27 protein-coding genes, 1 pseudogene and 1 riboswitch are annotated in these 25,547 nt (G+C 42.5%); of the genes and pseudogenes, 18 read left to right on the top strand and 10 right to left on the bottom strand.

What is annotated here, in order from left to right:
• Nucleotides 1–9 precede the first annotated feature (9 nt).
• From LC653_RS14135 to LC653_RS14125, 3 genes are all read right to left on the bottom strand, one after another.
• Nucleotides 10–240: a NifU family protein gene (locus LC653_RS14135; protein ID WP_100897064.1), complete on the bottom strand. Its 231-nt coding sequence runs from the start codon at nucleotides 238–240 to the stop codon at nucleotides 10–12.
• Between the two features lie 1,136 nt (nucleotides 241–1,376).
• The gene (locus LC653_RS14130; RefSeq protein ID WP_229495078.1) at nucleotides 1,377–3,140 is read right to left on the bottom strand and encodes a sensor histidine kinase; all 1,764 of its coding nucleotides are present in this window, start codon (nucleotides 3,138–3,140) and stop codon (nucleotides 1,377–1,379) included.
• Nucleotides 3,141–3,311: 171 nt separating this feature from the next.
• Nucleotides 3,312–3,548 (bottom strand): hypothetical protein, encoded by a 237-nt coding sequence (locus tag LC653_RS14125; RefSeq protein ID WP_229464388.1) that lies wholly within the window; start codon nucleotides 3,546–3,548, stop codon nucleotides 3,312–3,314.
• A 596-nt stretch (nucleotides 3,549–4,144) separates the two neighbouring features.
• On the opposite strand from LC653_RS14125, the gene lepA reads away from it, so the two are divergent.
• The 6 genes and pseudogenes from lepA (at nucleotide 4,145) to LC653_RS14100 (ending at nucleotide 10,928) form a co-directional block, all read left to right on the top strand.
• Nucleotides 4,145–5,956 (top strand): translation elongation factor 4, encoded by a 1,812-nt coding sequence (gene lepA / locus LC653_RS14120; RefSeq protein WP_229495077.1) that lies wholly within the window; start codon nucleotides 4,145–4,147, stop codon nucleotides 5,954–5,956.
• 296 nt (nucleotides 5,957–6,252) lie between these two features.
• A pseudogene (locus tag LC653_RS46220) lies at nucleotides 6,253–6,459 on the top strand (PAS domain-containing protein); the annotation flags it as partial.
• Nucleotides 6,439–7,059, top strand: a complete 621-nt coding sequence (locus tag LC653_RS14115; protein ID WP_308189087.1) for a PAS domain-containing protein — start codon at nucleotides 6,439–6,441, stop codon at nucleotides 7,057–7,059. The pseudogene LC653_RS46220 and the gene LC653_RS14115, both read left to right, overlap by 21 nt.
• A gap of 60 nt (nucleotides 7,060–7,119) precedes the next feature.
• On the top strand, nucleotides 7,120–7,491 hold the full coding sequence (locus tag LC653_RS14110) for a GGDEF domain-containing protein (RefSeq protein ID WP_229495076.1): 372 nt from the start codon (nucleotides 7,120–7,122) through the stop codon (nucleotides 7,489–7,491).
• A gap of 394 nt (nucleotides 7,492–7,885) precedes the next feature.
• The gene (locus tag LC653_RS14105) at nucleotides 7,886–9,073 is read left to right on the top strand and encodes a glycosyltransferase family 4 protein (protein WP_229495075.1); all 1,188 of its coding nucleotides are present in this window, start codon (nucleotides 7,886–7,888) and stop codon (nucleotides 9,071–9,073) included.
• 793 nt (nucleotides 9,074–9,866) lie between these two features.
• Nucleotides 9,867–10,928 carry a cyanophycinase gene (locus LC653_RS14100; RefSeq protein ID WP_229495074.1) on the top strand — a complete coding sequence of 354 codons (1,062 nt, stop codon included), beginning with the start codon at nucleotides 9,867–9,869 and terminating at the stop codon, nucleotides 10,926–10,928.
• A 622-nt stretch (nucleotides 10,929–11,550) separates the two neighbouring features.
• On the opposite strand, the gene LC653_RS14095 is transcribed toward LC653_RS14100, so the two are convergent.
• A complete protein-coding gene (locus LC653_RS14095) occupies nucleotides 11,551–11,856 on the bottom strand; it encodes an SDR family NAD(P)-dependent oxidoreductase (protein WP_229495073.1) in 306 nt (101 codons plus the stop codon).
• A gap of 560 nt (nucleotides 11,857–12,416) precedes the next feature.
• On the opposite strand from LC653_RS14095, the gene LC653_RS14090 reads away from it, so the two are divergent.
• Nucleotides 12,417–12,620 carry an aldo/keto reductase gene (locus LC653_RS14090; protein ID WP_229495072.1) on the top strand — a complete coding sequence of 68 codons (204 nt, stop codon included), beginning with the start codon at nucleotides 12,417–12,419 and terminating at the stop codon, nucleotides 12,618–12,620.
• On the opposite strand, the gene LC653_RS14085 is transcribed toward LC653_RS14090, so the two are convergent.
• From LC653_RS14085 to bcp, 6 genes are all read right to left on the bottom strand, one after another.
• Nucleotides 12,568–13,776, bottom strand: coding sequence for an IscS subfamily cysteine desulfurase (locus LC653_RS14085; protein WP_229495071.1), 1,209 nt, complete (start codon nucleotides 13,774–13,776; stop codon nucleotides 12,568–12,570). The genes LC653_RS14090 and LC653_RS14085 overlap by 53 nt on opposite strands.
• Nucleotides 13,777–13,781: 5 nt before the next feature.
• Complete coding sequence (locus tag LC653_RS14080; protein ID WP_229495070.1) at nucleotides 13,782–14,408, bottom strand: type I restriction enzyme HsdR N-terminal domain-containing protein; 627 nt, start codon at nucleotides 14,406–14,408, stop codon at nucleotides 13,782–13,784.
• Nucleotides 14,409–14,480: 72 nt separating this feature from the next.
• Nucleotides 14,481–15,137 (bottom strand): type I restriction endonuclease, encoded by a 657-nt coding sequence (locus LC653_RS14075; RefSeq protein WP_229495069.1) that lies wholly within the window; start codon nucleotides 15,135–15,137, stop codon nucleotides 14,481–14,483.
• A gap of 99 nt (nucleotides 15,138–15,236) precedes the next feature.
• Entirely contained in the window at nucleotides 15,237–15,662 is a 426-nt protein-coding gene (locus LC653_RS14070) for a hypothetical protein (RefSeq protein ID WP_229495068.1), read from the bottom strand.
• 3 nt (nucleotides 15,663–15,665) lie between these two features.
• A complete protein-coding gene (locus tag LC653_RS14065) occupies nucleotides 15,666–16,055 on the bottom strand; it encodes a hypothetical protein (protein ID WP_229495067.1) in 390 nt (129 codons plus the stop codon).
• A gap of 73 nt (nucleotides 16,056–16,128) precedes the next feature.
• Entirely contained in the window at nucleotides 16,129–16,620 is a 492-nt protein-coding gene (gene bcp, locus LC653_RS14060) for a thioredoxin-dependent thiol peroxidase (protein WP_229495066.1), read from the bottom strand.
• A gap of 512 nt (nucleotides 16,621–17,132) precedes the next feature.
• Here bcp and LC653_RS14055 point away from each other — a divergent pair.
• The 11 genes from LC653_RS14055 to arsB form a co-directional block, all read left to right on the top strand.
• Nucleotides 17,133–18,020 carry an FAD-binding domain-containing protein gene (locus LC653_RS14055; protein WP_229495065.1) on the top strand — a complete coding sequence of 296 codons (888 nt, stop codon included), beginning with the start codon at nucleotides 17,133–17,135 and terminating at the stop codon, nucleotides 18,018–18,020.
• A 179-nt stretch (nucleotides 18,021–18,199) separates the two neighbouring features.
• On the top strand, nucleotides 18,200–18,658 hold the full coding sequence (locus LC653_RS14050) for a putative universal stress family protein (protein ID WP_229495064.1): 459 nt from the start codon (nucleotides 18,200–18,202) through the stop codon (nucleotides 18,656–18,658).
• 425 nt (nucleotides 18,659–19,083) lie between these two features.
• Nucleotides 19,084–19,176: riboswitch (adenosylcobalamin-variant (AdoCbl-variant) riboswitch) on the top strand.
• Nucleotide 19,177: 1 nt separating this feature from the next.
• Complete coding sequence (cobG, locus tag LC653_RS14045) at nucleotides 19,178–20,749, top strand: precorrin-3B synthase (protein ID WP_229495063.1); 1,572 nt, start codon at nucleotides 19,178–19,180, stop codon at nucleotides 20,747–20,749.
• A gap of 201 nt (nucleotides 20,750–20,950) precedes the next feature.
• A complete protein-coding gene (locus LC653_RS14040; RefSeq protein WP_229495062.1) occupies nucleotides 20,951–21,577 on the top strand; it encodes a precorrin-8X methylmutase in 627 nt (208 codons plus the stop codon).
• 2 nt (nucleotides 21,578–21,579) lie between these two features.
• On the top strand, nucleotides 21,580–22,284 hold the full coding sequence (locus LC653_RS14035) for a precorrin-2 C(20)-methyltransferase (protein ID WP_229495061.1): 705 nt from the start codon (nucleotides 21,580–21,582) through the stop codon (nucleotides 22,282–22,284).
• Nucleotides 22,285–22,614: 330 nt separating this feature from the next.
• Nucleotides 22,615–22,740 carry a type II toxin-antitoxin system HicA family toxin gene (locus LC653_RS46820; RefSeq protein ID WP_308189086.1) on the top strand — a complete coding sequence of 42 codons (126 nt, stop codon included), beginning with the start codon at nucleotides 22,615–22,617 and terminating at the stop codon, nucleotides 22,738–22,740.
• A complete protein-coding gene (locus LC653_RS14025) occupies nucleotides 22,730–23,050 on the top strand; it encodes a type II toxin-antitoxin system HicB family antitoxin (RefSeq protein WP_229495060.1) in 321 nt (106 codons plus the stop codon). Before LC653_RS46820 ends, LC653_RS14025 begins: the two co-directional genes overlap by 11 nt.
• 203 nt (nucleotides 23,051–23,253) lie before the next feature.
• Nucleotides 23,254–23,580: an ArsR/SmtB family transcription factor gene (locus tag LC653_RS14020; protein WP_229487029.1), complete on the top strand. Its 327-nt coding sequence runs from the start codon at nucleotides 23,254–23,256 to the stop codon at nucleotides 23,578–23,580.
• A 295-nt stretch (nucleotides 23,581–23,875) separates the two neighbouring features.
• On the top strand, nucleotides 23,876–24,079 hold the full coding sequence (locus LC653_RS46215) for a hypothetical protein (RefSeq protein ID WP_267923054.1): 204 nt from the start codon (nucleotides 23,876–23,878) through the stop codon (nucleotides 24,077–24,079).
• A 124-nt stretch (nucleotides 24,080–24,203) separates the two neighbouring features.
• Nucleotides 24,204–24,341, top strand: a complete 138-nt coding sequence (locus LC653_RS14010) for a hypothetical protein (protein WP_229495059.1) — start codon at nucleotides 24,204–24,206, stop codon at nucleotides 24,339–24,341.
• A 42-nt stretch (nucleotides 24,342–24,383) separates the two neighbouring features.
• Nucleotides 24,384–25,547 (top strand): ACR3 family arsenite efflux transporter (arsB, locus tag LC653_RS14005; RefSeq protein ID WP_308189085.1); only part of this gene is annotated, 1,164 nt, incomplete at its 3' end.

Genomic DNA, 25,547 nt, shown 5'->3' with positions numbered 1-25,547 from the left:
TCCTAACTTTTACACCACTTGCTCAATTTCTGCAATTTCGGGAATCATTTCCTTGAGGCGGCGTTCAATACCCATTCTCAGAGTCATTGCAGAACTGGGACAAGAACCACACGCACCTTGTAGGCGCAGTTTTACAATAGGCCCTTCGAGTTCTACGAGTTCCACATTGCCGCCATCAGACATGAGATAAGGGCGCATTTCATCTAAGACTGTTTCAACGTTGTCAATTGTGAGTTCCATAGTTTTAGACCTGCTAAGTTAATGATGGGGATTGGGAATGGGGCATTGGGCATGGGGCATGTGGCATTAGGCATTGAATAATAATGATCTCTGTGCCCTATGCGCGGTTACTCATTAACCATTATCCAAAATTTTATTTTCCAGCTTTGTTAAATCGATCCTAAATCTAATTGCCGCTAGATTGTCAGGTGTCAGTTTTAATGACTTTTGACTAAACCACTGCTGGTTTTAGCAACTTGATATTAGATTAGCTGAACAATTTGTCGTGCAAGCCCTCCTACTCTACTTTAGCGGTTAAAGTCCTGAAGAGAACGCCACGAGGTGGGGACAAGGAAAGTTTTTTCCCAATACCCCATCAGGGCCATTTCGTTCTAGACATAAACCGCCCAGAACTAAAGTTCCGCGGCTCATAGCCCAAGTCCACTTTAGTGGACTAAAAGCCTTTATTAGTCGTCTTTAGACGAATGAGTGCTATTAGCCTCAGAATTTATTCTGAAGCGGACTAGATGAGAATGAAATAGCCCTGATACCCCAATACGGTTCAGTTAAGGATAATCGTAACCTGAGTTCGGGATAAGAAATCCTCAAAACCCTTGATTTATCATTGTTCGATCTGAAGCTCTGTTTTAATCTATTCTCAATAAGGCATATTGTTGATATTAGACTTATTTGTGAGCCTTATTGACAAAATGATTACACTTTAATCGCTTCCTTTATCACTTAGAGTTTTGTTCAATCCTTACAGAATAAGCTTTTTAGCTTCTGGCTTAACCCGAACTCAGGTAATCGTAGGTTGGGTGGAACTTAAGTGTTACCCAACAAACCCGCGAAAATGTTGGGTTTCGTTCCTCCACCCAACCTACGCAGTTTATGGTTTTTGGCGCTAACTGAACTGTATTGCCTGATACCCCATATTTCTCTTCTTAGGCTGCGCCCTAAGCGTAGCTATGTCGCAGGCTTTACGGCAACGCTCAGTACAAGTGCCCAATATGCTTATTAAATAATAACTACTAAAAAAATTTAAAGTTAAAAACTCAAAACCCAATACTGGTAATCTTCCAAATGACTAATGACTAATGACTAATGACCAATGACTAATGACTAATGACTAATGACCAATGACTAATGACCAATGACTAACATTCAGCACTGTTTGTTGAGTCGCCATCATTAGATGAAACCATGACTGGTTGTTGATATAGTGGCACGGTGAATGTGACTGTTGAACCAAGTCCTTCGCCCAGACTATAAAAATGTACCTCGCCGCCCATTGCCTCCACTAGCTTTTGGGATATTGCCAATCCTAAACCTGTACCGCCGTAGTGGCGAGTGCGGGAACCATCCACCTGAGAGAATAATTGAAACAGTTTATCTTGTTTGTCTAAAGAAACACCAATACCAGTGTCTGCTACACGTACTTTCACCATGCCAGGAAACTGCTGATCTTGAAAGTTCGCCTTTTTGATTACTAAATCGGCGCTGACGGTGACACCACCCTCATGGGTAAATTTGATGGCATTACCTACCAAATTGAGCATAACTTGTAGCAACCGTTGATAGTTGCTTTGGACAATAATTTCATCGGAGGTAGGAGGCATTTGCATTTGGAAGCTGAGGTTTCTCATTTCTGCTTGGGGACGCATGAAATTTTCGACATCACTGAATAGCTCATCTAGCTTGACTGGAGCGTAAGCTAGCTCCATTTTGCCAGCTTCGATTTTAGCGATGTCCAAAATATCGTTGATAATATTTAGCAGATGTATCGATAACTGGTGAGCTTCTGACAAAAACTGGTTTTGTTCTTCTGGATCATCTGCCATCCCTTCCAAGATCAGCTTCAAGAAGCCAATCATGCCGTTGAGGGGAGTCCGAATTTCATGGGATACATTAGCCAGAAACTCGCTTTTGAGGCGGGAAGCTTCTTCGGCTTTTTGACGCGCTACTTCTAATTCTTCATATAAAGTAGCATGAGCGATCGCAGTTCCCAATTGATCTGCTGCTTCTTTTGCCAGTTCTAATTCTGATTCTGTTAATGTGTAGCATTCATCTTGCCAACTCAAGGCAACCAATCCATTGGCCTGGTCTTGATAACAAGTTGCAATCACTAAAGTTTTCTGCCGCCCAGACTGTGCGTATCCAGGCACTTCCATTACAATTGGTTCTAGGGTTGTCAAAGCTTGAGCAAAGGCAGGCTCTGAAGCTATATCTATTTCTAAGCCAAGCATTGATTTGAGTGCTGCCTGGTGATACTCAGCCTTCACCTCCACTTTTGAGCTAGAGAGCTGATAAGGACAAATAATACAGCGCTCTAGCCGTAGTGCTTTCCCCAAACTATCAACTGTTTGCTGCCAAATAATATCTAAATCCAACGTCCGGCGGATATTTCTGGTAATGCGATTTACCAGTTTTTGGTGTTGCTGCGATCGTATTGCCACCTCTATTTGTGTGGGCGTTTTTGATGCCACAGGCACTTGTTTTTTGTTGAGTGTCGCTTGCACTAACCGTCCCATCACTAAAACTGTAGTAGCAGTTGTTCCCAAACTCGGCATAATTGGACTAATCACCAATTCCAACTCAAATAATTCCTGGTGGTAGCTAAACCAACAATGAAACCTTTCTGGCACCAAACTTGTCAAAATTCGGTGCAATCGTTCCAAATAAGTAACCTTATCTACCGGGGCAAAGGTTTGGGTCTGGTTCAGTTCATCAACTATTTTTTCGGTATTTAACCCCAAGAGTTCGATGTGCTGCCAACAAAAGGTCAGATAGCGCCCTGCTCCATCTTGCGTATACAGCAACTCGGCTCCTAGAGTTGCTAATGAGCCATCAGTCTTACTGGTAATAGGTTCCAGATTTTGGGAAAATACATTTGACAATTGGGAATTGGCAGTAATAGTCATTAATTGAGTTGGATAGACAAAGGGTATCCGACCGTAATTTTACTAAAGCTGCTCAAATTTTTGCATAAATTCTTACAGCTTTTTCGTTTCTTATTGAGTATTTCTTGGTAATCTGAAATCCAAATTGGCAAACTTCACTTTTTAACTTGCATTGACAGCCAATTAATAGCGTCAATCATTCCATTCACCCCGAGGAGGAACGGGTTTACGAACAGGGGTGCGGGTCAGTTCGTCATCTCTAAGGATTTCACCCCGCAACCACTGGCGAATCGCCACCTCAATCACTTTACTTGGGTCATTGGTGAGATGCTGAATTTGCTCTAGTAGCTCGGAGTCCAGGCGGATAGCAATTTCTACCTTATCGGCTCGTGTGTTTTCCGCTTCGGTAGTTTTCTCTTGCATATTCATAGGTTTGATATACTCTGAATTGGTTTTGTCTAAAGCTTTGTAAAGTAGTTATATTCATAATTTGGGCTAATTCACTGAAAAATCTTCAAGGGGACATTTACATAGTTCCCCGAAATAGCACCAAAGTAACAGCTTTAAGTTTCAAATCGCATTTTTCATATAACTTACTAGACAATGGCTTTAAAAGTTTTGCGGAGAAATCAGTGATTATGGGTAATTACGGGTGGTAATTATCCATGATCCCTACATGATCCCTACATGTACTTATTTACATTTATTGTACGCTCCTAGCTGTTGAATACTAGCAGCGACAAATAGACTTTCATAATATTCTTAAAAGTCCACCTATTTAGATCGAAAGTTAAAGATGGGGTGAAGAGGGGAAGAGGGCAAGGGGCAGGGTGCAGGGGAAACAGGGGAAGCAGGGGAGGTAGGGGGAGAATAATAACTCCTAACTCCTAACTCCTAACTCCTGACTCCCCACTCCCCACTCCCCACTCCCCACTAAAAACGGAGCGTCTTGGCTAAGAAAGCATTAAAATACATTAAGTAAATTGCTCTTTTAACTTTGGTTGCTGCTAAGGCAAAGATAGTATATGACTGACGTTCCCGCAGTTCGCATTCGCAATTTTTGTATTATTGCTCACATCGACCACGGGAAATCAACCCTCGCCGATCGCTTGCTACAAGCTACTGGCACTGTTGAAGACCGACAGATGAAGGAACAGTTTCTCGACAATATGGATTTGGAACGGGAGCGCGGCATTACAATTAAGCTGCAAGCTGCCCGGATGAACTACACAGCTAAGGATGGTCAGCAGTATGTGCTGAACTTAATTGATACTCCGGGACATGTGGATTTTTCGTATGAAGTTTCCCGCTCTCTTGTTGCTTGTGAAGGAGCGCTATTGGTGGTAGATGCGTCCCAAGGTGTGGAGGCGCAAACTTTGGCGAATGTATATTTAGCGTTAGAGAGTAATCTGGAAATTATACCGGTTTTGAATAAAATCGATTTGCCTGGGGCTGAACCAGAACGGGTAATTGGCGAAATTGAAGAAATTATCGGTCTAGATTGCAGTGGTGCGATTCTTGCCTCTGCTAAAGAAGGAATTGGTATTGATGAGATTTTAGAAGCAGTTGTTGAGCGGATACCGCCACCGCCCAATACCATAAATGAGCGCTTACGAGCGTTAATATTTGATAGCTATTACGACAGCTACCGGGGAGTAATTGTGTATTTCCGGGTGATGGATGGCACTCTGAAAAAAGGCGATCGCATCCATTTAATGGCATCTGGTAAAGAATTTGAAATTGATGAGTTAGGCGTTCTTTCTCCGACTCAAAAGCAAGTTGATGAACTACACGCTGGGGAAGTAGGCTATTTGGGAGCGGCAATTAAAGCTGTAGCTGATGCACGGGTAGGAGACACAATTACTCTCAGTAAGGCGAAAGCAGAGTCACCCTTACCAGGTTATGCAGAAGCGAACCCAATGGTTTTTTGTGGGATGTTCCCCATTGATGCAGACCAATTTGAAGATTTGCGGGAAGCCTTGGAAAAGCTCGAACTCAACGACGCAGCGCTACATTACGAACCAGAAACTTCTAGCGCGATGGGGTTTGGCTTCCGTTGCGGGTTTTTGGGCTTGCTGCACATGGAAATTGTTCAGGAACGTCTAGAGCGAGAGTATAACTTAGATTTAATCATTACAGCCCCCTCGGTGGTTTATAAGGTGATTACCCTCAAAGGTGAGGAACTGTACATCGATAATCCTAGCCGCTTACCTTCTCCCAACGATCGCGAAAGAATTGAAGAACCCTACGTCCAAGTAGAGATGATTACCCCGGAAACTTATGTTGGCAGCTTGATGGAGTTGTCACAAAACCGCCGTGGCATCTTCAAAGATATGAAATATCTCACCCAAGGACGAACTACACTTACTTATGAACTACCCTTAGCGGAAGTTGTGACTGACTTTTTTGACCAGATGAAGTCGCGATCACGCGGTTACGCCAGTATGGAATATCACATCATCGGCTACCGTGAAAATCCTCTGGTGAAGTTGGATATCATGATTAACGGCGATCCTGTGGATTCCTTGGCGATGATTGTCCATCGGGATAAAGCTTACAACGTCGGGCGGGCAATGGCAGAGAAACTCAAGGAACTAATTCCCCGCCATCAATTTAAAGTGCCAATTCAGGCATCTATTGGCAGTAAAGTTATCGCCAGCGAACACATCCCCGCCTTGCGGAAAGATGTGTTAGCCAAGTGCTACGGTGGTGACATCAGCCGGAAGAAGAAACTATTACAGAAGCAAGCAAAAGGTAAAAAGCGGATGAAATCTGTGGGTACTGTGGATGTACCGCAAGAAGCCTTTATGGCAGTACTGCGCTTGGATCAAAGCTAATAGAATTCAGGAGTCAGGAGTCAGAATTCAGAATGAATTGGAGTCCGAGTGGCGGATAGCGCAGTGATAGCAATTTTGCGAGTATCTGAATGTGGTATTTTTAGTCCCCCACCACAGTTTTCTTGTTCTAAATTCTGAATTCTGAATTCTGTATTCTTCTTCAACATCCATTAATTTTAATTACAAAAGCTGTCAACAGCAGCCTCAAGTGTAGTAGTTTCAGCCTGCTGGTAGGTTTAGCTTTCAGAAAGCCAGTCTGACGGGAGCATCCCAAATGTGTAAAAACGTCAGATTATACTCATCCAGACGATCGCGACCGCTATTGGCAAGCTGTAAATACTACGATCGCTACCGGTGAGCTTTTGAGCGTCGAGTATCGGATGATTAGGCGCGATGGTAAAACAATTTGGGTACGAAACCAAGCTAATCTCGTTCTCTGTGCCGATGGACAAACTCAGGTACTTCAGGGTTTAGTATCTGAGATTAGCGATCGCAAACAGGCAGAAGCCGCACTGCAAAAAAGCGAAGCGCGTTATCGTGCCATCCTCGAAGACCAAACGGAACTAATTGCTAGGGGCTTGCCAAATGGTACTGTTTCATTCGTTAATGAAGCTTTCTGTCGATTTTTTGGACTGAAGCGGGAAGAGATTATCGGCCACCACTATGAACCTGTTGTGTTTGATGAAGACCGGGAACGTGTGGTTAATCTGGTAAATTCCATCAGCTTAGAAAATCCCGTTATCACTATTGAAAATCGGGCCCTAGCTTACCAAGGGGTGCGGTGGACGCAATGGATTATTCGAGGGATATTTGATGACCAGGGTACTATTGTAGAACTTCAATCGGTTGGACGAGATATTACCGATGTCTACGACGAGCTTCGCTTACGCAAACGGGTAGAACAAGCTTTAAGTGAAAATGAGCAAAAATTCCGTGCCATCTTCAATCAAACCATTCAGTTTATCGGATTGCTTCAGCCGAATGGAGTTGTGTTAGAGGCCAACCAAACAGCACTGGACTTTGCAGGAATTACTCGAGAAGAAGTAGTTGGTAAACCATTTTGGGAAGCAAAATGGTGGACAATTTCCTTAGAGGTTGTTTGAAAAGTGATTTGCTGTATCTTTGCACTTATTGATCCCCCCTAACCCCCCTTAAAAAGCAGGGTGGTTTCATACAACCACAGAAAAACTAAAACTGGGTTTCAAAGCCTCTCTCCGCTTCGGGGAGAGGAATGGAAGTGGGGTAAAAAGCTATGTCACAAAACGAGAAATCAAGACTTATTGCCTAATACAGAGATTAAAGGCGCAATCTATGTAGCTCAAACTATTCGACAAGCAGTCCGCGATTTGGAGATCCCCCATGCTCAGTCTAGTGTGTGCGATCGCGTTACTATCAGTCTAGGCGTTGTCAGCATTGTGCCAAATTCCGAAAATTCACCGCAAGACTTGATTAATGCTGCGGACAAAGCACTTTATATAGCCAAACAGGAAGGGCGCGATCGAGTTCATGCTGTTGGCATCGTTAGCCCTCCTTAAAGTCTGAATTGCCAAGGGGATGGTAAATTGTTTTAATTACGTACACCTTGCTTTTTATCAGGGCTATTTCGTTCTAAACAGAAACCGCCCAGAACTGAAGTTCACAGGCTTTTAGCTAAAGTCCGTTAAAACGGACTATAACCTTTTCTCAGTCGTCTAAAGACGACTGAGTGCTATTAGACTCAGAATTCATTCTGAGGCGGTCTAGATGAGAATGAAACAGCCCTTGCTTTTTATCCCTAGCCCGCAGTTGATAACCTTTGATAAGCTTTAACAAAATAACTGTTAAAAAATCTCAAAATTTTAGTAAACATACTCACTGCATTTGCCACCCTTGTATTTTTAGGTGAATGTAATTTTTTAGATATTTGTAAAGTGTCGGGGAGTCTAGCAGATGAAGATACTGGTACTGAGTTGGGAGTTTCCGCCGAGGATTGTTGGGGGAATTGCGCGGCATGTAGCGGAGTTGTACCCGGAACTGGTAAAGCTGGGGCATGAAGTCTACCTAATTACAGCAGAGTTTGGTCAGGCGTCAATGTATGAGGTGGTTGAGGGAGTAAAGGTGCATCGAGTGCCAGTGGCACATAGTAACGACTTTTTCCACTGGGTAGTCAATCTCAACCTGAGTATGGGAGATCACGGTGGTAAGTTGATTTTAGAGGAAGGGCCTTTTGATTTAATTCATGCCCATGATTGGTTGGTAGGAGATGCTGCGATCGCTCTCAAGCATAATTTCAAAATACCACTTATTGCCACAATTCACGCTACAGAATACGGGCGTTATAACGGTATTCACACAGATATTCAAGGTTATATAAATGGCAAAGAAACCTTGCTGGCTTACAACGCTTGGCGGATTATTGTTTGTAGCGACTATATGCGCCAAGAAGTAGAACGAGCGCTATACAGTCCTTGGGACAAAATCGATGTCATTTATAACGGTATCCGAGCCGAAAAGAAACAGCATCACGTAGATTTTCATGCTCTGGATTTTCGCCGCCAATTCGCCACAGACGATGAGCAAATCGTTTACTACCTTGGTCGCATGACCTATGAAAAGGGTGTACCTATATTGCTCAATGCCGCACCTAAGATCCTTTCCCAAATGGCAGGTAACGTTAAATTTGTCATTGTTGGTGGCGGCAATACCGACCATCTCAAGCACCAAGCCTGGAATTTGGGAATTTGGCATCATTGCTATTTTACAGGTTTTCTCTCTGATAGATACTTAGATAGATTTCAAACTGTCGCTGACTGTGCAGTATTTCCTAGTCTTTACGAACCTTTTGGGATTGTGGCTTTAGAAAGCTTTGCTTCTCGGGTTCCTGTAGTAGTTTCTGATACTGGTGGTTTTCCAGAAGTAGTGCAACATACCAAAACAGGGATTGTAACTTGGGTGAATAATCCCGATTCTTTAGCTTGGGGAATTTTGGAGGTTTTGAAAAATCCAGGATATCGGCAATGGCTGGTGGATAACGCTTATGAGGATTTAAAGCGACGCTTCAGCTGGTCGAAATTAGCCAAGCAAACTGAAGAAGTATATCAGCGAGTTGTGCAAGAGCGATCGCAAATTGCCTGGTAAGAATAGATCCCCGATTTTGTGAAGAAGTCGGGGATTTAAAATTTTATTTGTAGGACTTACGCACGAGTTACGGAATAACGTAGACACGAAGTGGCTTGCCGCAGGCTACCGCAGAGGCGCAGAGGACACGGAGAAATCAGAGTTTGAGAGAGTTTTTGCGTAAGTCCTAATTTGAACAAATTTAATCGGGTTTCGGATATCATTTTTTGAGCGATCGTAGGGGCACAGCATTGCTTATTGGTGTCAACTTAAGCTCAAACGCCTATCCCACAGCCGTTTTACCCCACCCCCAACCCCTCCCCTTGCTAAGGGGAGGGGCGGTTTTGACTTTAGACAAAACCGGGGTGGGGTGACGCGGATCGTGATGGTAAGTGAATGAACTCAAGATCACGTCTTGACAAAGGTTTCACGTTAAGTTGACACGCATGAGCATTGCTGTGCCCCTACCGTGTATGGTGGTGTATTGCTTCCATTGGAGAAGCAGTATAAACAACACAAGCAATATGGAGATTTTCGTAGAGTAGAGCAGAGAATAAATGATTACTTTGCGTTATTTTGAGTTAACAAACAGTACAAGCCCTGTACGCTGGAAATTCTACCCTCTCTAGTGCCAGAGTTAAGCTAGTACGCGTTTAAGTTGCAGATTTTTTCGTTAAAACTGTCATTTGTCATTGATTATTCACAAAAGGCAACTGATAAATGACTGATGACAAAGGACGAATTTCACGGAAAAATAAGCAATTAAAGTGCGTAACAGCCTAGCAATAATTGCAGTTTGCTCCAGAAGCTTAGTATGACAAAGGCATTCCCAAGCATAGCAAGGCGCTTGAAAAGTACAGGAATCAAGTTGTTGAAGATGGGAACCTTCCTAATAACCCGTTTTATTGCAAGCTGGAAACGCTACTTCCTGGGTGACACTGTTGATGTCCGCCCCTCTCCCTCCCCCTCTGGCTCTGGTTTCGACAATGCTAGACCCTCCTTAGCAGGCCCAGTCCTTAGCTTAGGTGGGGGTGGCCCCGATGTCGATGATGCAATCCAGTGGATGATCAACCAAGTTAGGGGAAGTAGTAACTCCGGCACTAAAGTTAATGTTGTAGTTCTCCGCACGAATGGTAATCACGATTACAATCGGCTAATTTATGCCATGAAGGGCGTAAACTTTGTGGAAACTCTTCTGATTCGCAATAGAGAAGAAGCAAACAAAGCTGAGATTTATGAAAAAATCAGAAATGCTGATGTAATTTTCTTTGCTGGCGGCGACCAATGTCAATACATCCGCAACTGGAAGGATACCAAGGTTGAGGCTGCCGTTAAGTCAGTTTATCTTAAGGGAGGTGGTATTGGTGGCACTAGTGCGGGTGCGATGATCCAAAGTGATTGTGTCTATGATGCTTGTGCTTCTTCTGAAAAAGGCATTGAAACTAGAGATGCACTGGATGATCCTTACCGGGACATTACTTTTACTTACAACTTTTTCAATTGGAGTAATTTGAAGGGAACCATCGTAGATACGCACTTTGACAGGCGGCAAAGAATGGGTCGAATTATGGCTTTCATTGCCCGTCAAATTAAAGACGGTGTATGTAGCAGTGTTTTAGGCATAGCGGTTAGTGAAAGTACATCGGTTCTTGTGGATAAAAACGGTTTGGTGAAAGTTATGGGTAGGGGTGACGCGTACTTTGTACTTGGCAATCATCTGCCGGAAGTATGCGAACCCCGAACGCCTTTGACCTTTTCCAATTACAAAATTTGGAAAGTTCGCAGTGGCGACACCTTTAATTTGAGAAACAGACCAACCTCTGGGTACTATCTCAGAAGTGTTAAAAGGGGACGGATTGATTCAAATCCATATTAAATGGGGAGTGGGGAGTGGGGAGTGGAAGAGGACAAGGAGACAAGCTGGATGAACGGAGTTCTGAGGTGGATTCATCCAGTTCAGAGACTCGTTAGGGACTTCCAAATAAAAAAATACTCAAAAAACTGGCGAAAAAACTCTCTCCTCCTTATTCCTCTGTGTCTCTGTGGTTCGTTTATTTGGATAATTTATTTCTTGGAAATCCCTTAATGAGTATAAAAGGTGGATTCATCCAGTTCAAAGACTCATTAATGAGTATAAAAGGTGGATTCATCCAGTTCAAAGACTCATTAATGAGTATAAAAGGTGGATTCATCCAGTTCAGAGACTCGTTAATGAGTATAAAAGGTGGATTCATCCAGTTCAGAGACTCGTTAATGAGTATAAAAGGTGGATTCATCCAGTTCAGAGACTCGTTAATGAGTATAAAAGGTGGATTCATCCAGTTCAAAGACTCGTTAACGAGTATCAAAGCTGGATGAACCGAGTTTTCTAATTCCTGCTCAATGCCCCATGCTCCCTTACTTTCTACCAGGGAACCACGCCATTGTCATCAAAAAACCCTCCGCTAGAACCATCATCAGGTAGAGTGGCAAGTCTCACTGCTACGATCGCTCCTTGCTCAACAGTGCGGTATCCTTGGTATTATCCCAGCATTATTCACAAGGATGTCAAGTTTTCCGAATTCGCTCTCGATTTGTTTAACCGCAGAATCGATTGTTTTTTGCTCGATGACATCAAGTTGAACTGTTCGGGCATCGATCTCATTTAAACGAAGTTTATTCGCCGCTTCTTCACCACGTTTGATATTTCTTGCAGCAACAAGAACAGTAGCGCCTCTAGAACCTAGTTGGCGTGCAATCTCATACCCGATACCTTTGTTTGCACCAGTGATTAGCGCAACTTTGCCTTTTAAATCTTCTGACATATTACTTCTGTATTTTGATAAACACTGACAACTGTTACTATCTTCGAGTAAGTCTAGTGGTCTGTTTCATTAATTTTGAGGGGTGAACAAGTTCGTAGTAAGGACTTTAGTCCTAGATAGGACTTACGCAAGAGTTACGGAATAACGAACCTTATTAGGCGCAGAGTACACGGAGAAATCAGAGTTTGAGAGATATTTTGCGTAAGTCCTACTAGATTTTTAAGCACTTCAGTGCCTACTACGAACCCAGCAAATTTAATGAGACAAACCACTAGTGTATAAGCAGTATGTATCAACACAACATTCATCCTACATAAGTAGTGATTGACTGTCGTATTTCCACCAGGGCTATTTCGTTCTAGACAGAAACCGCCCAGAACTGAAGTTTTGCGGCTCATAGCTAAAGTCCGTTTTAACGGACTGTAACCTTTTCTCAGTCGTCTTTAGACGAATGAGTGCTATTAGACTCAGAATTCATTCTGAGGCGGACTAGATGAGAATGAAATAGCCTTGGTGAATTTCAAGAGCCACGTTTATCTCGTAACCTGAAGTTGGTGGAGGTGTTACAAGATATTGGTAAGCAACACGATCGCTCCCCCGGTGAAGTAGCGATCGCTTGGACTTTAAACAATCCGGCGGTGACAGCTGCGATCGTTGGCGCGCGCAATCCCAAGCAGGTGGAAGGGATCATCGCTGCTGGGGAATTTCGCCTCAATCAGCAGGAGCTAGATCAGATTGGCGCAATCCTTTGCGAGAATCCATAAAAGAGGTCTTGCGTAAGCTTTGAATAGTAGCGATCACATGTTTCGCCACAATATCAATCTCCTCTTGGGTATTAAACCGTCCAATCCCAAACCGCACTGAGGCATAAGCTAGCTGTTGGGAGTTTCCCAGTGCTGTCAGAACATGGGAGGGTGCAGTATTTGCCGATGAGCAAGCAGAACCAGAAGAAATCGCCATTACTGGCTGCAATCCTAGCAAAAGTGCGGCTCCATCCACCCCCTCAACGCTGATATTCAAGTTTCCCGCCAATCGGTCTTGAGGGTGTCCGTTGAGATGAATTCCTTCAAGTTGGGAAAGCTGTTCCCACAAGCTTTGTCTTAACTGGGTGAGGCGTTGGGTTTCTGTTGCTTGTTCTATCAAAGCGATTTCTACAGCTTTCCCAAAGCCGACAATTTGCGGTGTATACAATGTCCCAGACCGCATCCCTCGTTCATGTCCGCCGCCGTGCTGCTGGGGAGCTAGTTGCACTCTAGGGTTGCGCCTACGGACGTACAGCGCCCCAATGCCCTTTGGCCCATATACTTTGTGTGCGGTTAGCGACATCAAGTCAATTTTCATCGCTTGCACATCTAGGGGAATTTTACCAATAGCTTGGGCTGCATCGGTGTGGAAAATGATGTTGTGTTCATGGCACATTTCCCCAATTTCTGCCAAAGGCTGCAACACACCAATTTCATTATTTGCAGCCATTACCGACACCAAAATCGTCTCAGGACGGAAAGCTTTTTTTAACTCAGTTAAATCAATCAATCCATCTTTTTGGACAGGGAGAATAGTAATTTCAAAACCGAGAGTTTTTAAATAATTACAAGGGTCAATAACTGCACTATGTTCAGTGGCAACAGTAATAATATGCTGACCTTTTTTAAAATAAGCTTCGGCAACACCTTTAATAGCTAAATTATTCGCTTCTGTTGCACCACTGGTAAAAACAATTTCTTCGGGAGTGGCGTTAATTGCTGCTGCTAAAATCTCTCGCGTTTGCTTAACAGCAGCTTCTGCTTCCCAACCGTAAACATGACCGATACTTGCTGGGTTGCCAAATTTTTCTGTGAAGTAGGGGAGCATTGCTGCTAATACCCGTTCATCTACAGGTGTAGTAGCGTGGCAATCAAGGTATATAGGAAGAATAGACATAATTATTAACTCAAAATTTGACTCAATTTTTTTAATACACTTAGAACCTGATACAGTTCACTTTTTCGTTTCAAAAGTGTAAATTGGTCAGACATAGCATACTTTGGCTGATTTTCTTTGGTAAGTTTCAAGAAAATAAAATCACTACCATTTGTTACTAATCCAAAAGTAGGTTTGTCTTGACTTGGATTAGCCAACATGTAAACAAGTGCTTGAGGTATGGTTTCTAAAAGAGAAAAGCTAAACCTTTTAGATTCAATTACTAACAACCAGAATTGTTCTTGAATAACTAAAATATCAATTCTACCTCTAATAACTTCTCCTTCATCTTCCGCAGAAATTTCTATTGATTGTTCGCCTCTCATATAAAAAGGCTCATCATAAAATCCAGCTAAATTGAGTAAAGGAGATAAAACTACTAATTTCACCGTTTCTTCTGACAAAGGAGGACGCTTGACTAAACGGAGAAAATTAAGTTTTATTCTGTCTAAATCTGGCTTTTCTAAATCTGTAATTTCCGGTAAATTTTCAAACCATTCTGTGAAGAATGCATCATCTTCGGCTAGCTGTAGACTAAATTTTTCTTCCAAATAAGCAAGCCCGACATTTTGTGCTTGGATAAATTGAACCATAATTCATTTTAAAGATGCAGTATAAATATTATAACAATTTTCTATTACCATAAATAGGAATATCAAAGATAATTAACTTAAAACTTGACCTATTTTTTTTAATATATTCAAAACTTTATACAATTCATTTTCGCGTCTATATAAAGTGAATCTATCAGATAAAGCATATATTGGTTTATCTTGTTTTATCAACTTCATAAATTGGAAATCTTCTCCATTCATTACTAAGGAATATGCAGGATTTTCCGGGTGGGGATTTGCCAGCATATAAGTTAGTGCTTGAGGAATCGCCTTTGCCAAGGAAAAACTAGACCTCTTAGATTCAATGATTAGTAACCATAGCTGATTTTGAAGAACTAAGACATCAATTTTGCCTTTGATAATTTCTTTAGTATCTTCTGTGTTTACTTCATTATCAATGATAACTTCTTCGCTAATTTCTACACTTTGTTCTGTAGTGATGTAAAAAGGATGACGATAAAAACCAGCTAAATCTAGCAACGGAGATAATACTACCAATTTTACTGCTTCTTCTAAAAGAGGAGCATTTTCAAGCACATTGAGATAGTTATTTTTAACTCTGTCTAAGGATTGCTTTTCTAATTCGGAAATTTTAGGTATGTAGTCAAACCACTCTGTAAAAAATTGCTCATTTTCAGATTTATATAGAGCAAATTTTTCCTTTAAGTAGGCAAGAGTGACATTTTGGGCTTGGATGACTTGAATCATGTTTATTTAAAATTGCGAAAAGTCTAATTCCTTGCTTCAATCATCACGCTGGCAGTTTCTAGAGCAACTTCACCAGACTTTAAGATATTTTAATCGAGTCTATATGGGATTAACTTTTGAATCTACTCCCAAAACAAAGCCTGCTTCTGCTGGGCATAACTCCAATAATTCTTGTGGTGAGTAGATTTTATAATTTGAGTTGTAAACAATACAAGACCATTTTTTAGCAAACTTACATGCAAACTCTAGCGCTAGTTGCTCACTTCCTGAAGTTTTGCTGACATCAAGCAGAATGTGAGTCTGAGGTTTAGCTGTAAGTTTCTGGGTTATGAGTTCAATTTCATCAGGATTAAAATTTTTTAATTCAGTGTTATCTAAAACAATCCAAACATGAGTATTATCTCTAGAAATACGTCCATCATATACATTATCTGGATGTAGTAATACTCCAGAATATTGCAGAAAACTCAAAAATTCTCCTGGTTTAATCTCAGCACTAGAAATTAGGGAAATGGGTTCTGGCATCACTTATACTCCTAGTATGGATAATAATTCTAATAATTCATCTTGACTATAAACTACATAACTGCCAGTAGCGATGATATCTTGAGCCGGAGTAAATTTATAATTGGGTGCATAGAGAATAACTGGCTTGTTCAAGGGATTCAAGTCAAAGTTTGATATCAACTTTTGAACTTGCTTCAACTTTCGAGCAGTTTGGGTTGTTACTTCGATGATAGCGTTACTGGTTTCCACATCGATTTCACCCACTTCGCCATTTAGACCCACTGTTTTATTAAAACTAACTAAATCAAACCCTGCCTGGATGATAGCATTAGCGACTTTGCCTTCCAGAACTTTTTGAGGATTGACTGAGTTCAGTGCATCGGCGATCGCTTGCTCAAATAAGCTGCTCACATCGTGCTTTATTACTATATGATTGACGTAGCATTGCTGTAACTATACCTGCATCCAATTGTGTTTGCCTAACTCATTTAGGACTTTGCGTTGCTGCTAATTCCCGTAATTTAGTTAAAACTGCCAGAGCATGACCTTTGGTTTTCACATTCGGCCAAGCATAAACAATAATTTTATCAGGTGAAATTAGGAAAGTTGAGCGAGCAACACCCATATATTCTTTGCCCATAAATTTTTTTAAGCGCCAAGCACCGTAGGCTTCTGTCAAAATATGTTCTGAGTCACTCAAGAGGGTGATTAACAGGTTATGTTTGCTGATAAATTTACAATGGGATTTACCCAAATCTGGACTCACGCCTAAGATTTTCGCTCCTAGTTCGCTGAAGTCTTGATACAATTCGGTGAAATCTTTCGCTTCGGTGGTACAACCGGGTGTATCATCTTTTGGGTAGAAGTAAAGGACAACCCATTGACTGCTGAGGTCGTCGAGAGTGACTGAATTGCCATTTTGGTCAGGAGTGGAGAAATCTGGTGCTGGTTGTCCGACTTGGGGAATATTGCTCATGATAGGGTGTGAGAGATTGGAATCGCTTTAGAATTGTACATATAACTGTTGACTGTTCACTGATTTAATGTAGGGGCACGCATTAAGATTGTATCGGGATGCATTGGCATTGCAGAGGGACGCATTAAGATTGTATCGGGATGCATTGGCATTGCAGAGAGACACATTAAGATTGTATCGGGATGCATTGGCATTGCAGAGGGACGCATTAAGATTGTATTGGGATGCATTGGCATTGCAAGCTATTGCCAAATTTAATTCGCTACGAATTAATGAAATGCTGTATTAAGTCAAATCACTTTCAACAAATGTTTTAGCAAGTTACTCTGAATCTAGCAGAAGATATATTCTTGAGTTAGTGTTATGACTTAACCTACAAGTATTTTTGGCGTTGCATAAATTCGGGATGAATTTGCGGTTGAAACCATTGAAAACTCGTTCCAAATTGAGCTAAATCATCCCATGATTCAGCAACGCCGTATTTTTATTTATTCTCACCCTTCAAAGTTCACATGACTAAAGATATGCAACGCGAATTTACCAACCGCGATGAATTGGTAGCCTACCTGCGTGAACAATTCCCAGATGCAGCACAACGCGATGACCACATCAGTCAAACCGTAGGGGGACGCAAAGCTGCACAAAAAGCACTGCAAAAAATTGATGCAGTAAACTACGCACAAACACGTAATTTTTTCACAGGTGCAGTCACGCGACTTTCGCCTTACATCCGCTATGGCGTTTTGAGTTTGCGAGAAATTCGAGATTATGTCCTGGAACGAGTACAGCACCAAGATGATGCTACGAAATTAATTAACGAGTTAGGTTGGCGCGACTACTGGCAACGGTTATATGTCAACTTAGGAGATGGAATCTGGAAAGACCAGGAAGAGTACAAAACTGGTTACACTGTGGCTGAATATGCACCCGAATTGCCGCAAGATATCAGACAAGGAACCACAGGTAGAGTTTGCATCGACAGTTTTAGCCGTGACTTGAAAGAAACTGGCTATCTACATAACCACGCCCGGATGTGGCTAGCAGCTTACATTGTCCATTGGTGGCGTATTCGTTGGCAAGCTGGAGCTAAATGGTTTCTTGAACACCTTTTAGATGGAGATCCTGCTAGTAATAATATGTCATGGCAGTGGGTTGCCAGCACTTTTAGTCAGAAACCGTATTTTTTCAATCGTGAAAACTTAGAACGCTACACCAAAGGCGTTTATTGCCAAAAATGTCCCCTTTATGGTCATTGTGATTTTGAAGGCAGCTATGAAGAATTAGAACAGCGACTTTTTCCTAAAGGAAAATTTAGCAAACAAGCCAATAGCCAAAGTTGGCAGCGTGGAAAGAAAGGGAAGGGGAGCAACGGGAGTAGGGAAAGACAAGGAAGAGAATAATAAATAACTCTTGACTATTGACCATTGATATCGTGTCCGGTTAAAGACTTATCATTAAGACCGCAGTTCTTGCTGTTCTTGCTATTCTTGCTGGGGGAAAGAGGGTTTTCCGATTTTTGCACAGATGTGGTAACTGTAACTAATTAGCCGGACATGATATGACTAATGACTAATGACTAATGACTAAACCAATTGTTTGGGTACATGGAGATTGCCTCAGTCCATACAACCCTGTACTACAAAAATACCCGGATGCCCCAGCTATCTGGGTTTGGGACGAGGCTTTGATAGAGGAATGGCAACTGAGTCTCAAACGCATCGCTTTTATCTACGAATGTTTGCTAGAGTTACCCGTTGTTATCCGTCGTGGTAATGTGGCACAAGAAATTTTAGCTTTTGCTCAAGAACATGATGCGAATTTAGTTGTCACAGCTAACAGTCCGAGTCCCCGATTTGATGATATCTGCAATCAAATGGACGGTTCTATAGCAGTGGAAGTGCTAGAAGTAGAACCATTTTTTGACTATGATGGCTATATTGACCTCAAGCGGTTCTCGCGCTATTGGAAAGTGGCTCAAAATTATGTTTTTCGTTCAAATCTGTCCCTCTCCGACTCGGAGAGGGACGGTTTTGCGTAGTAAAACCAGGGAGAGGTTTTTTTATTAAGCTAATTAGGCGGTTACTACATGAGCCGTCGAACTCACGTCTTTGGGCGTGGAGACGATACACGGTAAGGGCACAGCATTGCTCACAAGTGTCAACTTAACTAGAAATAGCTTAACTGTTGGCTTCCTCGCCCGCCTCGAACTAAAGTTCTTTGGCTTTTAGCTAAAGTCTACTGAAGTAGACTAAAGATTTTTGGCTATATTTAGTCATTAAAAGAAGACTTTCGCTAAAAGCCAAGGAACTTCAGTTCCTTGCGGGACATGACTTTTACGTTAAGTTGACACTAATGAGCAAAGCTTAGCCCCTACGATCACCTGTATTTGACGCAAGCGAGAACTGCTATAGGTTGATTCAAAATATGAAGCATTAAATTTTATGACTACGTTCTCGTGCTAAATTACTAAAGCTTGGAGTTGGGAAACTCCGGTGAAATTCCGGGACTGTGCCGCAGCTGTGATGGGATCGCCCAAGTCAGAATGCCAACTCTCAAGATGTCTTCAAGACACACTCACCGTCTACTCCCTGCGTTGCACGGGGAAGGAGTTACAAGTTTGCTTTCTGGATTTGCCGCTTGTCCTGGCTTGTTTTATGCGACACCCGCCGCCGATGGTATATTATCTCGAATTAGAATACCAGGTGGAATTATTAGTAGTCAGCAGTGCCGTGCGATCGCAGATATAGCAGAACAGCACGGTGGCGGCTATGTAGATGTGACTAATCGAGCTAATCTACAAGTCCGCGAAATCCGCACGGGGATAAATGCTGAGGTTCTGAAACATCTACAGAATATAGGATTGGGTTCTCGCAATCCTGTTGTAGACCACATCCGCAATGTTATGACCAGCCCAACTGCTGGTATCGACCCGCTAGAATTAATCGACACCCGCCCTTTTGTCCAAGGTTGGGATGATTATATTGCTGCACATCCGGCGCTTTCGGGACTGTCGGCAAAATTTAGCGTTTGCTTTGATGGTGGTGGGATAATTCGGGTGTGCGATCGCTTGAATGATATCTTATTTGCTGCTGTCTTAGTTAACGGTAATGTTTACTTCCGCCTTTATCTCAGTGTAGGTGCAAAAGGTCAACCGCCCAGCGATATGGGAATTTTGTTATCACCAGAGAAATGTTTGCCCGTCTTGGCAGCTTTGGCAGAGGTCTATCTAGCTCATAGTAATACTACAAGTAAGCGTCGGCTACGGCTCTTAGAGTTATTGAATACTTTGGGTTGTGAAAATTATCTCCAGCAAGTTGAACAGCGTCTACCTTTCCCTCTTTTGTACAGTGACCTAACCCCCCAACCCCCTTCCCTATTAGGGAAGGGGGAGAAATTCTCCCCTCTCCTTGCAGGAGAGGGGTTGGGGGAGAGGTCAGATGCTAAGTATCAGCATATTGGCATCCACCCCCAACGTCAGAAAGGCTTATTTTATCTTGGTGTCGTCTTACCCCTTGGGCGACTGGAGAGTAGCCAAATGCGGGGTTTGGCAGATTTAGCAACAAAATACGCTAGCGGCACTCTTCGGTTAACCCCCTGGCAAAATTTGCTGATAACAGATATTTCTCAGCAATGGGTTGCTGATGTCCAAAGTGAAATTGCTTTCTTAGGATTAGATTCCTCAGCAACTAACATCAAGAGTGCATTAGTTGCCTGTTCTGGAAAAAAGGGTTGCGCCGCTTCTGCCACGGATACCAAAACTCATGCATTAGCATTAGCAAAGTATCTTGAAACTCGCCTCACTCTGGATTGCCCTGTTAATATCCACTTTAGCGGGTGCGAAAAATCCTGCGCCCAGCATAGCAAGAGTGATATTACTCTGCTTGGTGTCAGCATTGAGGCTGATAATGGAACTGTGGAGGGCTATCACGTTTATGTTGGTGACAGCAACCAGAAATTCGGACGTGAACTGTATCAAAATGTAACTTTTGCCGAGCTACCGGCATTAATAGAGCGGATGCTATATGTACATAAAATTCAACGCCTAAATTCTGATGAGTCTTTTGGGGAATTTGCTAATCGATATGCAGAAAAATTGAACCACAGAGGCACAGAGAACACGGAGAAATAAAAGTTTGAGAGGTAGTTTGCGTAAATCCTGAATTTAATCAATACTTAGAAATCTGTTTCTCTTTCTCTGTGTTGCGCCAGTTGCTTCTCCCAAGGGGAGACGCTGCGCGAACAAGTCGGGGAACCCGCCCAACGCACTGGCAACTCTATTGCCTCTGCGGTTAATTAACAAATCAATCCAAAATCCCAAATCCCAAATCGAATGCCCGACTACATCCGAGATGCCAACGAAATTTACCGTAATTCTTTTGCAATCATCCGGTCAGAAGCGAACCTAGATGTGCTGCCGCCAGATGTAGCAAAAGTTGCTGTGCGTCTCATTCATGCCTGTGGAATGACGGATATTGTCACTGACTTGGGATATTCACCAACAGCAGTACAATCTGCAAGGGCAGCACTAGCAGCAGGAGCGCCAATTCTGTGCGATTGCCGGATGGTTGCCGATGGCGTTACCAGGCGGCGGTTATCGGCAAATAATCAAGTTATCTGTACCCTCAACGAGCCGGAAGTGCCAGAAATTGCCCAGCGTCTAAATACTACAAGGTCGGCGGCAGCCCTAGAATTATGGCGATCGCACCTTGAAGGATCAGTGATCGCAATTGGCAATGCGCCCACAGCACTGTTTAGGCTATTAGAAATGCTCGATGAAGGAGCGTCGAAACCTGCTATTATCTTAGGCTTTCCAGTTGGTTTTGTCGGTGCAGCCGAATCGAAAGCCGCGTTGGCAGCAGACAGCAGAAATGTACCATTTTTAACCTTACATGGTCGGCGCGGTGGAAGTGCGATCGCAGCCGCAGCAGTTAACGCCTTGGCAACGGAGGAAGAATGAATATGAAAACCAAAGGTCGTCTTTATGGAATTGGTGTCGGCCCAGGCGATCCCGAACTATTGACTCTGAAAGCACTGCGGTTATTACGTGCGGCTCCTGTGGTAGCCTATCAATCAGCCACAGATAAAGAAAGTATTGCTAGAGCGATCGTGGCGCAGTATCTTCCTGGCAATCAAATTGAGGTGTTATTTCATCTCCCCCGCGCTTTGGAACCAGAAAAGGCAAAATCTATTTATGACAAGGAAATTGAACCAATCGCCGACCATTTAGCAGCCGGTCGAGATGTCGTGGTGCTATGCGAGGGTGATCCATTTTTTTATGGCTCATTCATGTACCTGTTCACCCGGTTATGTGACCAGTATGAAACAGAAGTTGTCCCCGGAGTTTCTTCGCTGATGGCTTGTCCGGTAGCCTTGGGTGTACCTTTCACCTACTACACCGATATTCTCACAGTCTTACCCGCACCATTGCCAGCAGAAGAATTGACTACACATCTGCTGATGACCGACGCAGCAGCAATTATGAAGCTAGGTCGTCACTTTACCAAAGTACGAGATATCTTGCATAAATTAGGGCTAGCATCACGGGCAAGATATATTGAGCGGGCATCAACATCACAGCAACGCATCATACCTCTGGATGAAGTTGATCCAGCCGAAGTACCCTATTTCTCGATGATTGTGATTCCAACTAAAAATCGACTATAAACCTTAAAATAATTCGTAATTTGTAATTCGTAAGTAGGCGAGAAGAAATCAAAGTAGGTTAAAGAAGTCGGAAGTCGGAAGTACAGTTTTGTAACTGTTACCTTAATCTTTAAGATTTTGCAAAGTGTAACAATTTTCGGAAATCATAGTATCAGTATATGATACTATCAAAATGGAACTTAACAGTAAACACCAAAAAACTCTTGATGCCCTTTTTCAAAACCCCATCAGATCAAATATTTTCTGGAGTGATATAGAGTCTTTATTAGTTGCTCTTGGTGCAGAGGTATCAGATGTTGAGGGTCAAGAGTCAGATTTGCTCTTAATGATATAAGAGCTACATTTCACAGACCACACCCTGAAAAAGAAACTGACAAAGGTGCTGTTAAGTCGATGCGGCGGTTCTTGACAGAAGCGGGGATTAAAGAAGCGGGGACTGAAAACGATGAAATATAAAGGATATGAAGCATCTGTAGAATTTGATGCTGAGGCAGAAATTTTTCACGGTGAAGTAATTAATATTCGGGACGTGATTACTTTTCAAGGTAGTAGCGTAGACGAACTAAAACAAGCTTTTTCTGATTCAGTGGATGATTATTTAGATTTTTGTAGAGAACGTGGAGAGGAGGCTGATAAGCCATTCTCAGGTAAATTCATGGTGAGAATTGACCCTGATTTACACAAAAAAATTGTATTTCTTGCAAAGAAAGAGGGACAAAGCCTTAACTCCTTGGTCGAAAAAAGCTTGCGCCTGTACGCTAGTTAAGTTAGTTAGTTAACTAATAGCAATTACAGGACGAATACCAAAAAAACTCGGTCAAGCAATTATCATTATCAATAAATCTTCAAAAACAAGACACTACTCCAATTACTGCTGGTGGACTTTTTTGATCAGACACTTCGGGTCTTTTTAAGTACTAATACTATTCAATTAGACTTTACCATAAAGAAATACTTCAAAAAAAGTTGATGGCTTCTAATAGCACCTTCACTCCTGATACGATCGCTGCTGGCTTTCATGCCCTGTCTGACCCCCTACGGATTAAGGTATTAGAACTGCTGCGCTCTCAAGAACTATGCGTGTGTGACCTGTGCGACCATCTGGGAACCACTCAGTCTAAACTGTCTTTTCACCTCAAAACCCTGAAAGAAGCGGGTTTAGTTCGCGCTCGTCAAGAAGGGCGCTGGATTTACTACAGCCTCAATCTGCCGCAGTTTGTTGCCTTAGAACAGTATCTAGCAGAATTCCGCCGCTTTAGCCCAATATTACCGATTCGTCCCCCCTGCGAGACTTAAATAATTCGTAATACTCGCCAAAGGCGAGAAGCAAGCTACGTAATTCGTAATTCGTAATTAAGTTTTGCATTAGCGAACGCGAGTGCGTCTGGTAAAGAGCGTTTGGGGATTTGAACCCCACCGTAAAACATACTGCCCTTCTTAGGCAGGGGAATTAAACCCATAAACTTTGTTAAAAATTCATCAATTTTTTTTGTAATGTTTTGTTTCCTTCTAGTTGTCTAAGGATTGACAAATCAATTTTTTTTGAAATGATAGAGATATACTTTTGATATAACTCACAGGGGTGGGGTCAATGAACACAGCAGCAAAGGAATTGGCTCTTGCACTCGGAATGTTGGCTTTGACGACCAGTTGTACAGCAGCATCCAACACATCTACTCAAACTCAGCAGTCACAGAAGGTTACTGAGGTAAGAGATTCTGGTAAGGCTGCAACAGCAAGGGAGCATCCCAAATGTGTAAAAACATATTTTGTCATTGCGAGCGTAATGAAATGAAGCGAAGCAATCGCAAAGTCTAGATGCTGCGATTGCTACCCTTCGGGAACGCCTTGGGCGAACATTCCGCTTCTCTTACGAGACGCTACCGCGAACGCTCCATTCGCAATGACTACCTGCTAACTTGGTAAATTTGCTTGCATTGGGATGCTCCCCAACAGCAACAATTAAAATTGATGGTTCCAGCACGGTCTATCCCATTACAGAGGCGATGCCTGCGGCGGGCTACGCCTACGCTAAAGACTATCACGTTATTCCGTAACTCGTGCGTAAGTCCTAATAATGTAAGGTGTATGGAGGCTGTATGAACAAAAAGACTTTAAAACGCCTCTCCTTTATTGACCGCTTCCTAACCTTGTGGATTTTTTTAGCAATGGCTATCGGTGTTGCTCTGGGCTATTTCTTTCCGGGAGTAGAAGCCTTTATCAACCAGTTCCAAGTAGGAACAACCAATATACCGATCGCCATTGGATTAATTTTGATGATGTACCCACCTCTAGCTAAGGTGCGGTATGAAGAATTAGGGGATGTATTTCGCAACGGCAAAATTCTCGGTATATCGCTAATTCAGAATTGGATCATTGGGCCAATTCTGATGTTTGCTCTGGCGGCTACCTTTTTACATGGTTATCCAGAATACATGACAGGATTGATTCTGATTGGATTAGCCCGTTGTATTGCAATGGTAGTTGTGTGGAGTGACTTGGCACGAGGCAATACAGAATACACGGCTGGATTGGTTGCCTTCAACAGTATCTTTCAAGTCATTTTTTATAGTCCTTATACATGGTTTTTCATCACTGTACTGCCGCCACTGTTTGGGTTACAAGGCAGTGTTGTTAATGTAAGCATTGCCGAGATTGCCCAAAGTGTGTTTATTTATCTTGGTATTCCTTTTTTAGGGGGATTTTTGACTCGTTTCTTCCTAGTGAAGGTGAAAAGCAAGCAGTGGTATCATGAGAAATTTGTGACTAAAATTAGCCCGATCACGCTGATTGCTCTGTTATTTACAATCGTGGTTATGTTCAGTTTGAAAGGGAATTTGATCGTTCAAATACCCCTGGATGTGGTGAAGATTGCAATTCCGATGATCATTTACTTCGTGATCATGTTTCTGGTTAGCTTTTACATGGCTTGGCGGATTAAGACAGACTATTCTAGAGCCGCAAGTGTAGCTTTTACAGCCGCCGGAAATAATTTTGAACTAGCGATCGCAGTTGCGATCGCAGTATTTGGCATTAATTCGGGTGTTGCTTTTGCTGCCGTCGTCGGGCCTCTGGTGGAAGTGCCTGTATTGATTGGTCTTGTTAATGTTGCTTTCTGGTTTGAGAAACGTTATTTATTAAACTCAACGAGGTTGTCACCAACCCCGTTGGTCTTCAAAACCGTGCATGAAGGTTTCCCTTCACACGGCTCCTCAATGACTTGGTGCTTGTCACGCATACCTCATTACCCATTTATCCGCGAC

It is taken from the genome of Nostoc mirabile CHAB5784, assembly GCF_020829645.1.
GTDB classification, from domain to species: Bacteria; Cyanobacteriota; Cyanobacteriia; order Cyanobacteriales; family Nostocaceae; genus Nostoc; species Nostoc mirabile.
This window is presented reverse-complemented; position numbering and strand designations above follow the sequence as displayed.

Bases quoted from the DNA above. Each gene is read 5' to 3' on its own strand.
- lepA (WP_229495077.1), top strand. From the start codon at position 4,145: ATGACTGACGTTCCCGCAGTTCGCATTCGCAATTTTTGTATTATTGCT.
- LC653_RS14070 (WP_229495068.1), bottom strand. From the start codon at position 15,662: ATGCCAGAACCCATTTCCCTAATTTCTAGTGCTGAGATTAAACCAGGA.
- LC653_RS14095 (WP_229495073.1), bottom strand. From the start codon at position 11,856: ATGTCAGAAGATTTAAAAGGCAAAGTTGCGCTAATCACTGGTGCAAAC.
- LC653_RS14100 (WP_229495074.1), top strand. From the start codon at position 9,867: ATGACAAAGGCATTCCCAAGCATAGCAAGGCGCTTGAAAAGTACAGGA.
- LC653_RS14050 (WP_229495064.1), top strand. From the start codon at position 18,200: ATGACTAAACCAATTGTTTGGGTACATGGAGATTGCCTCAGTCCATAC.
- bcp (WP_229495066.1), bottom strand. From the start codon at position 16,620: ATGAGCAATATTCCCCAAGTCGGACAACCAGCACCAGATTTCTCCACT.
- LC653_RS14125 (WP_229464388.1), bottom strand. From the start codon at position 3,548: ATGAATATGCAAGAGAAAACTACCGAAGCGGAAAACACACGAGCCGAT.
- LC653_RS14080 (WP_229495070.1), bottom strand. From the start codon at position 14,408: ATGGTTCAATTTATCCAAGCACAAAATGTCGGGCTTGCTTATTTGGAA.
- LC653_RS14020 (WP_229487029.1), top strand. From the start codon at position 23,254: ATGGCTTCTAATAGCACCTTCACTCCTGATACGATCGCTGCTGGCTTT.
- LC653_RS14040 (WP_229495062.1), top strand. From the start codon at position 20,951: ATGCCCGACTACATCCGAGATGCCAACGAAATTTACCGTAATTCTTTT.
- LC653_RS14135 (WP_100897064.1), bottom strand. From the start codon at position 240: ATGGAACTCACAATTGACAACGTTGAAACAGTCTTAGATGAAATGCGC.
- LC653_RS14105 (WP_229495075.1), top strand. From the start codon at position 7,886: ATGAAGATACTGGTACTGAGTTGGGAGTTTCCGCCGAGGATTGTTGGG.
- LC653_RS46215 (WP_267923054.1), top strand. From the start codon at position 23,876: ATGAACACAGCAGCAAAGGAATTGGCTCTTGCACTCGGAATGTTGGCT.
- LC653_RS14035 (WP_229495061.1), top strand. From the start codon at position 21,580: ATGAAAACCAAAGGTCGTCTTTATGGAATTGGTGTCGGCCCAGGCGAT.
- cobG (WP_229495063.1), top strand. From the start codon at position 19,178: ATGTCTTCAAGACACACTCACCGTCTACTCCCTGCGTTGCACGGGGAA.
- LC653_RS14025 (WP_229495060.1), top strand. From the start codon at position 22,730: ATGAAATATAAAGGATATGAAGCATCTGTAGAATTTGATGCTGAGGCA.
- LC653_RS14055 (WP_229495065.1), top strand. From the start codon at position 17,133: ATGACTAAAGATATGCAACGCGAATTTACCAACCGCGATGAATTGGTA.
- LC653_RS14130 (WP_229495078.1), bottom strand. From the start codon at position 3,140: ATGACTATTACTGCCAATTCCCAATTGTCAAATGTATTTTCCCAAAAT.
- LC653_RS14085 (WP_229495071.1), bottom strand. From the start codon at position 13,776: ATGTCTATTCTTCCTATATACCTTGATTGCCACGCTACTACACCTGTA.
- LC653_RS14075 (WP_229495069.1), bottom strand. From the start codon at position 15,137: ATGATTCAAGTCATCCAAGCCCAAAATGTCACTCTTGCCTACTTAAAG.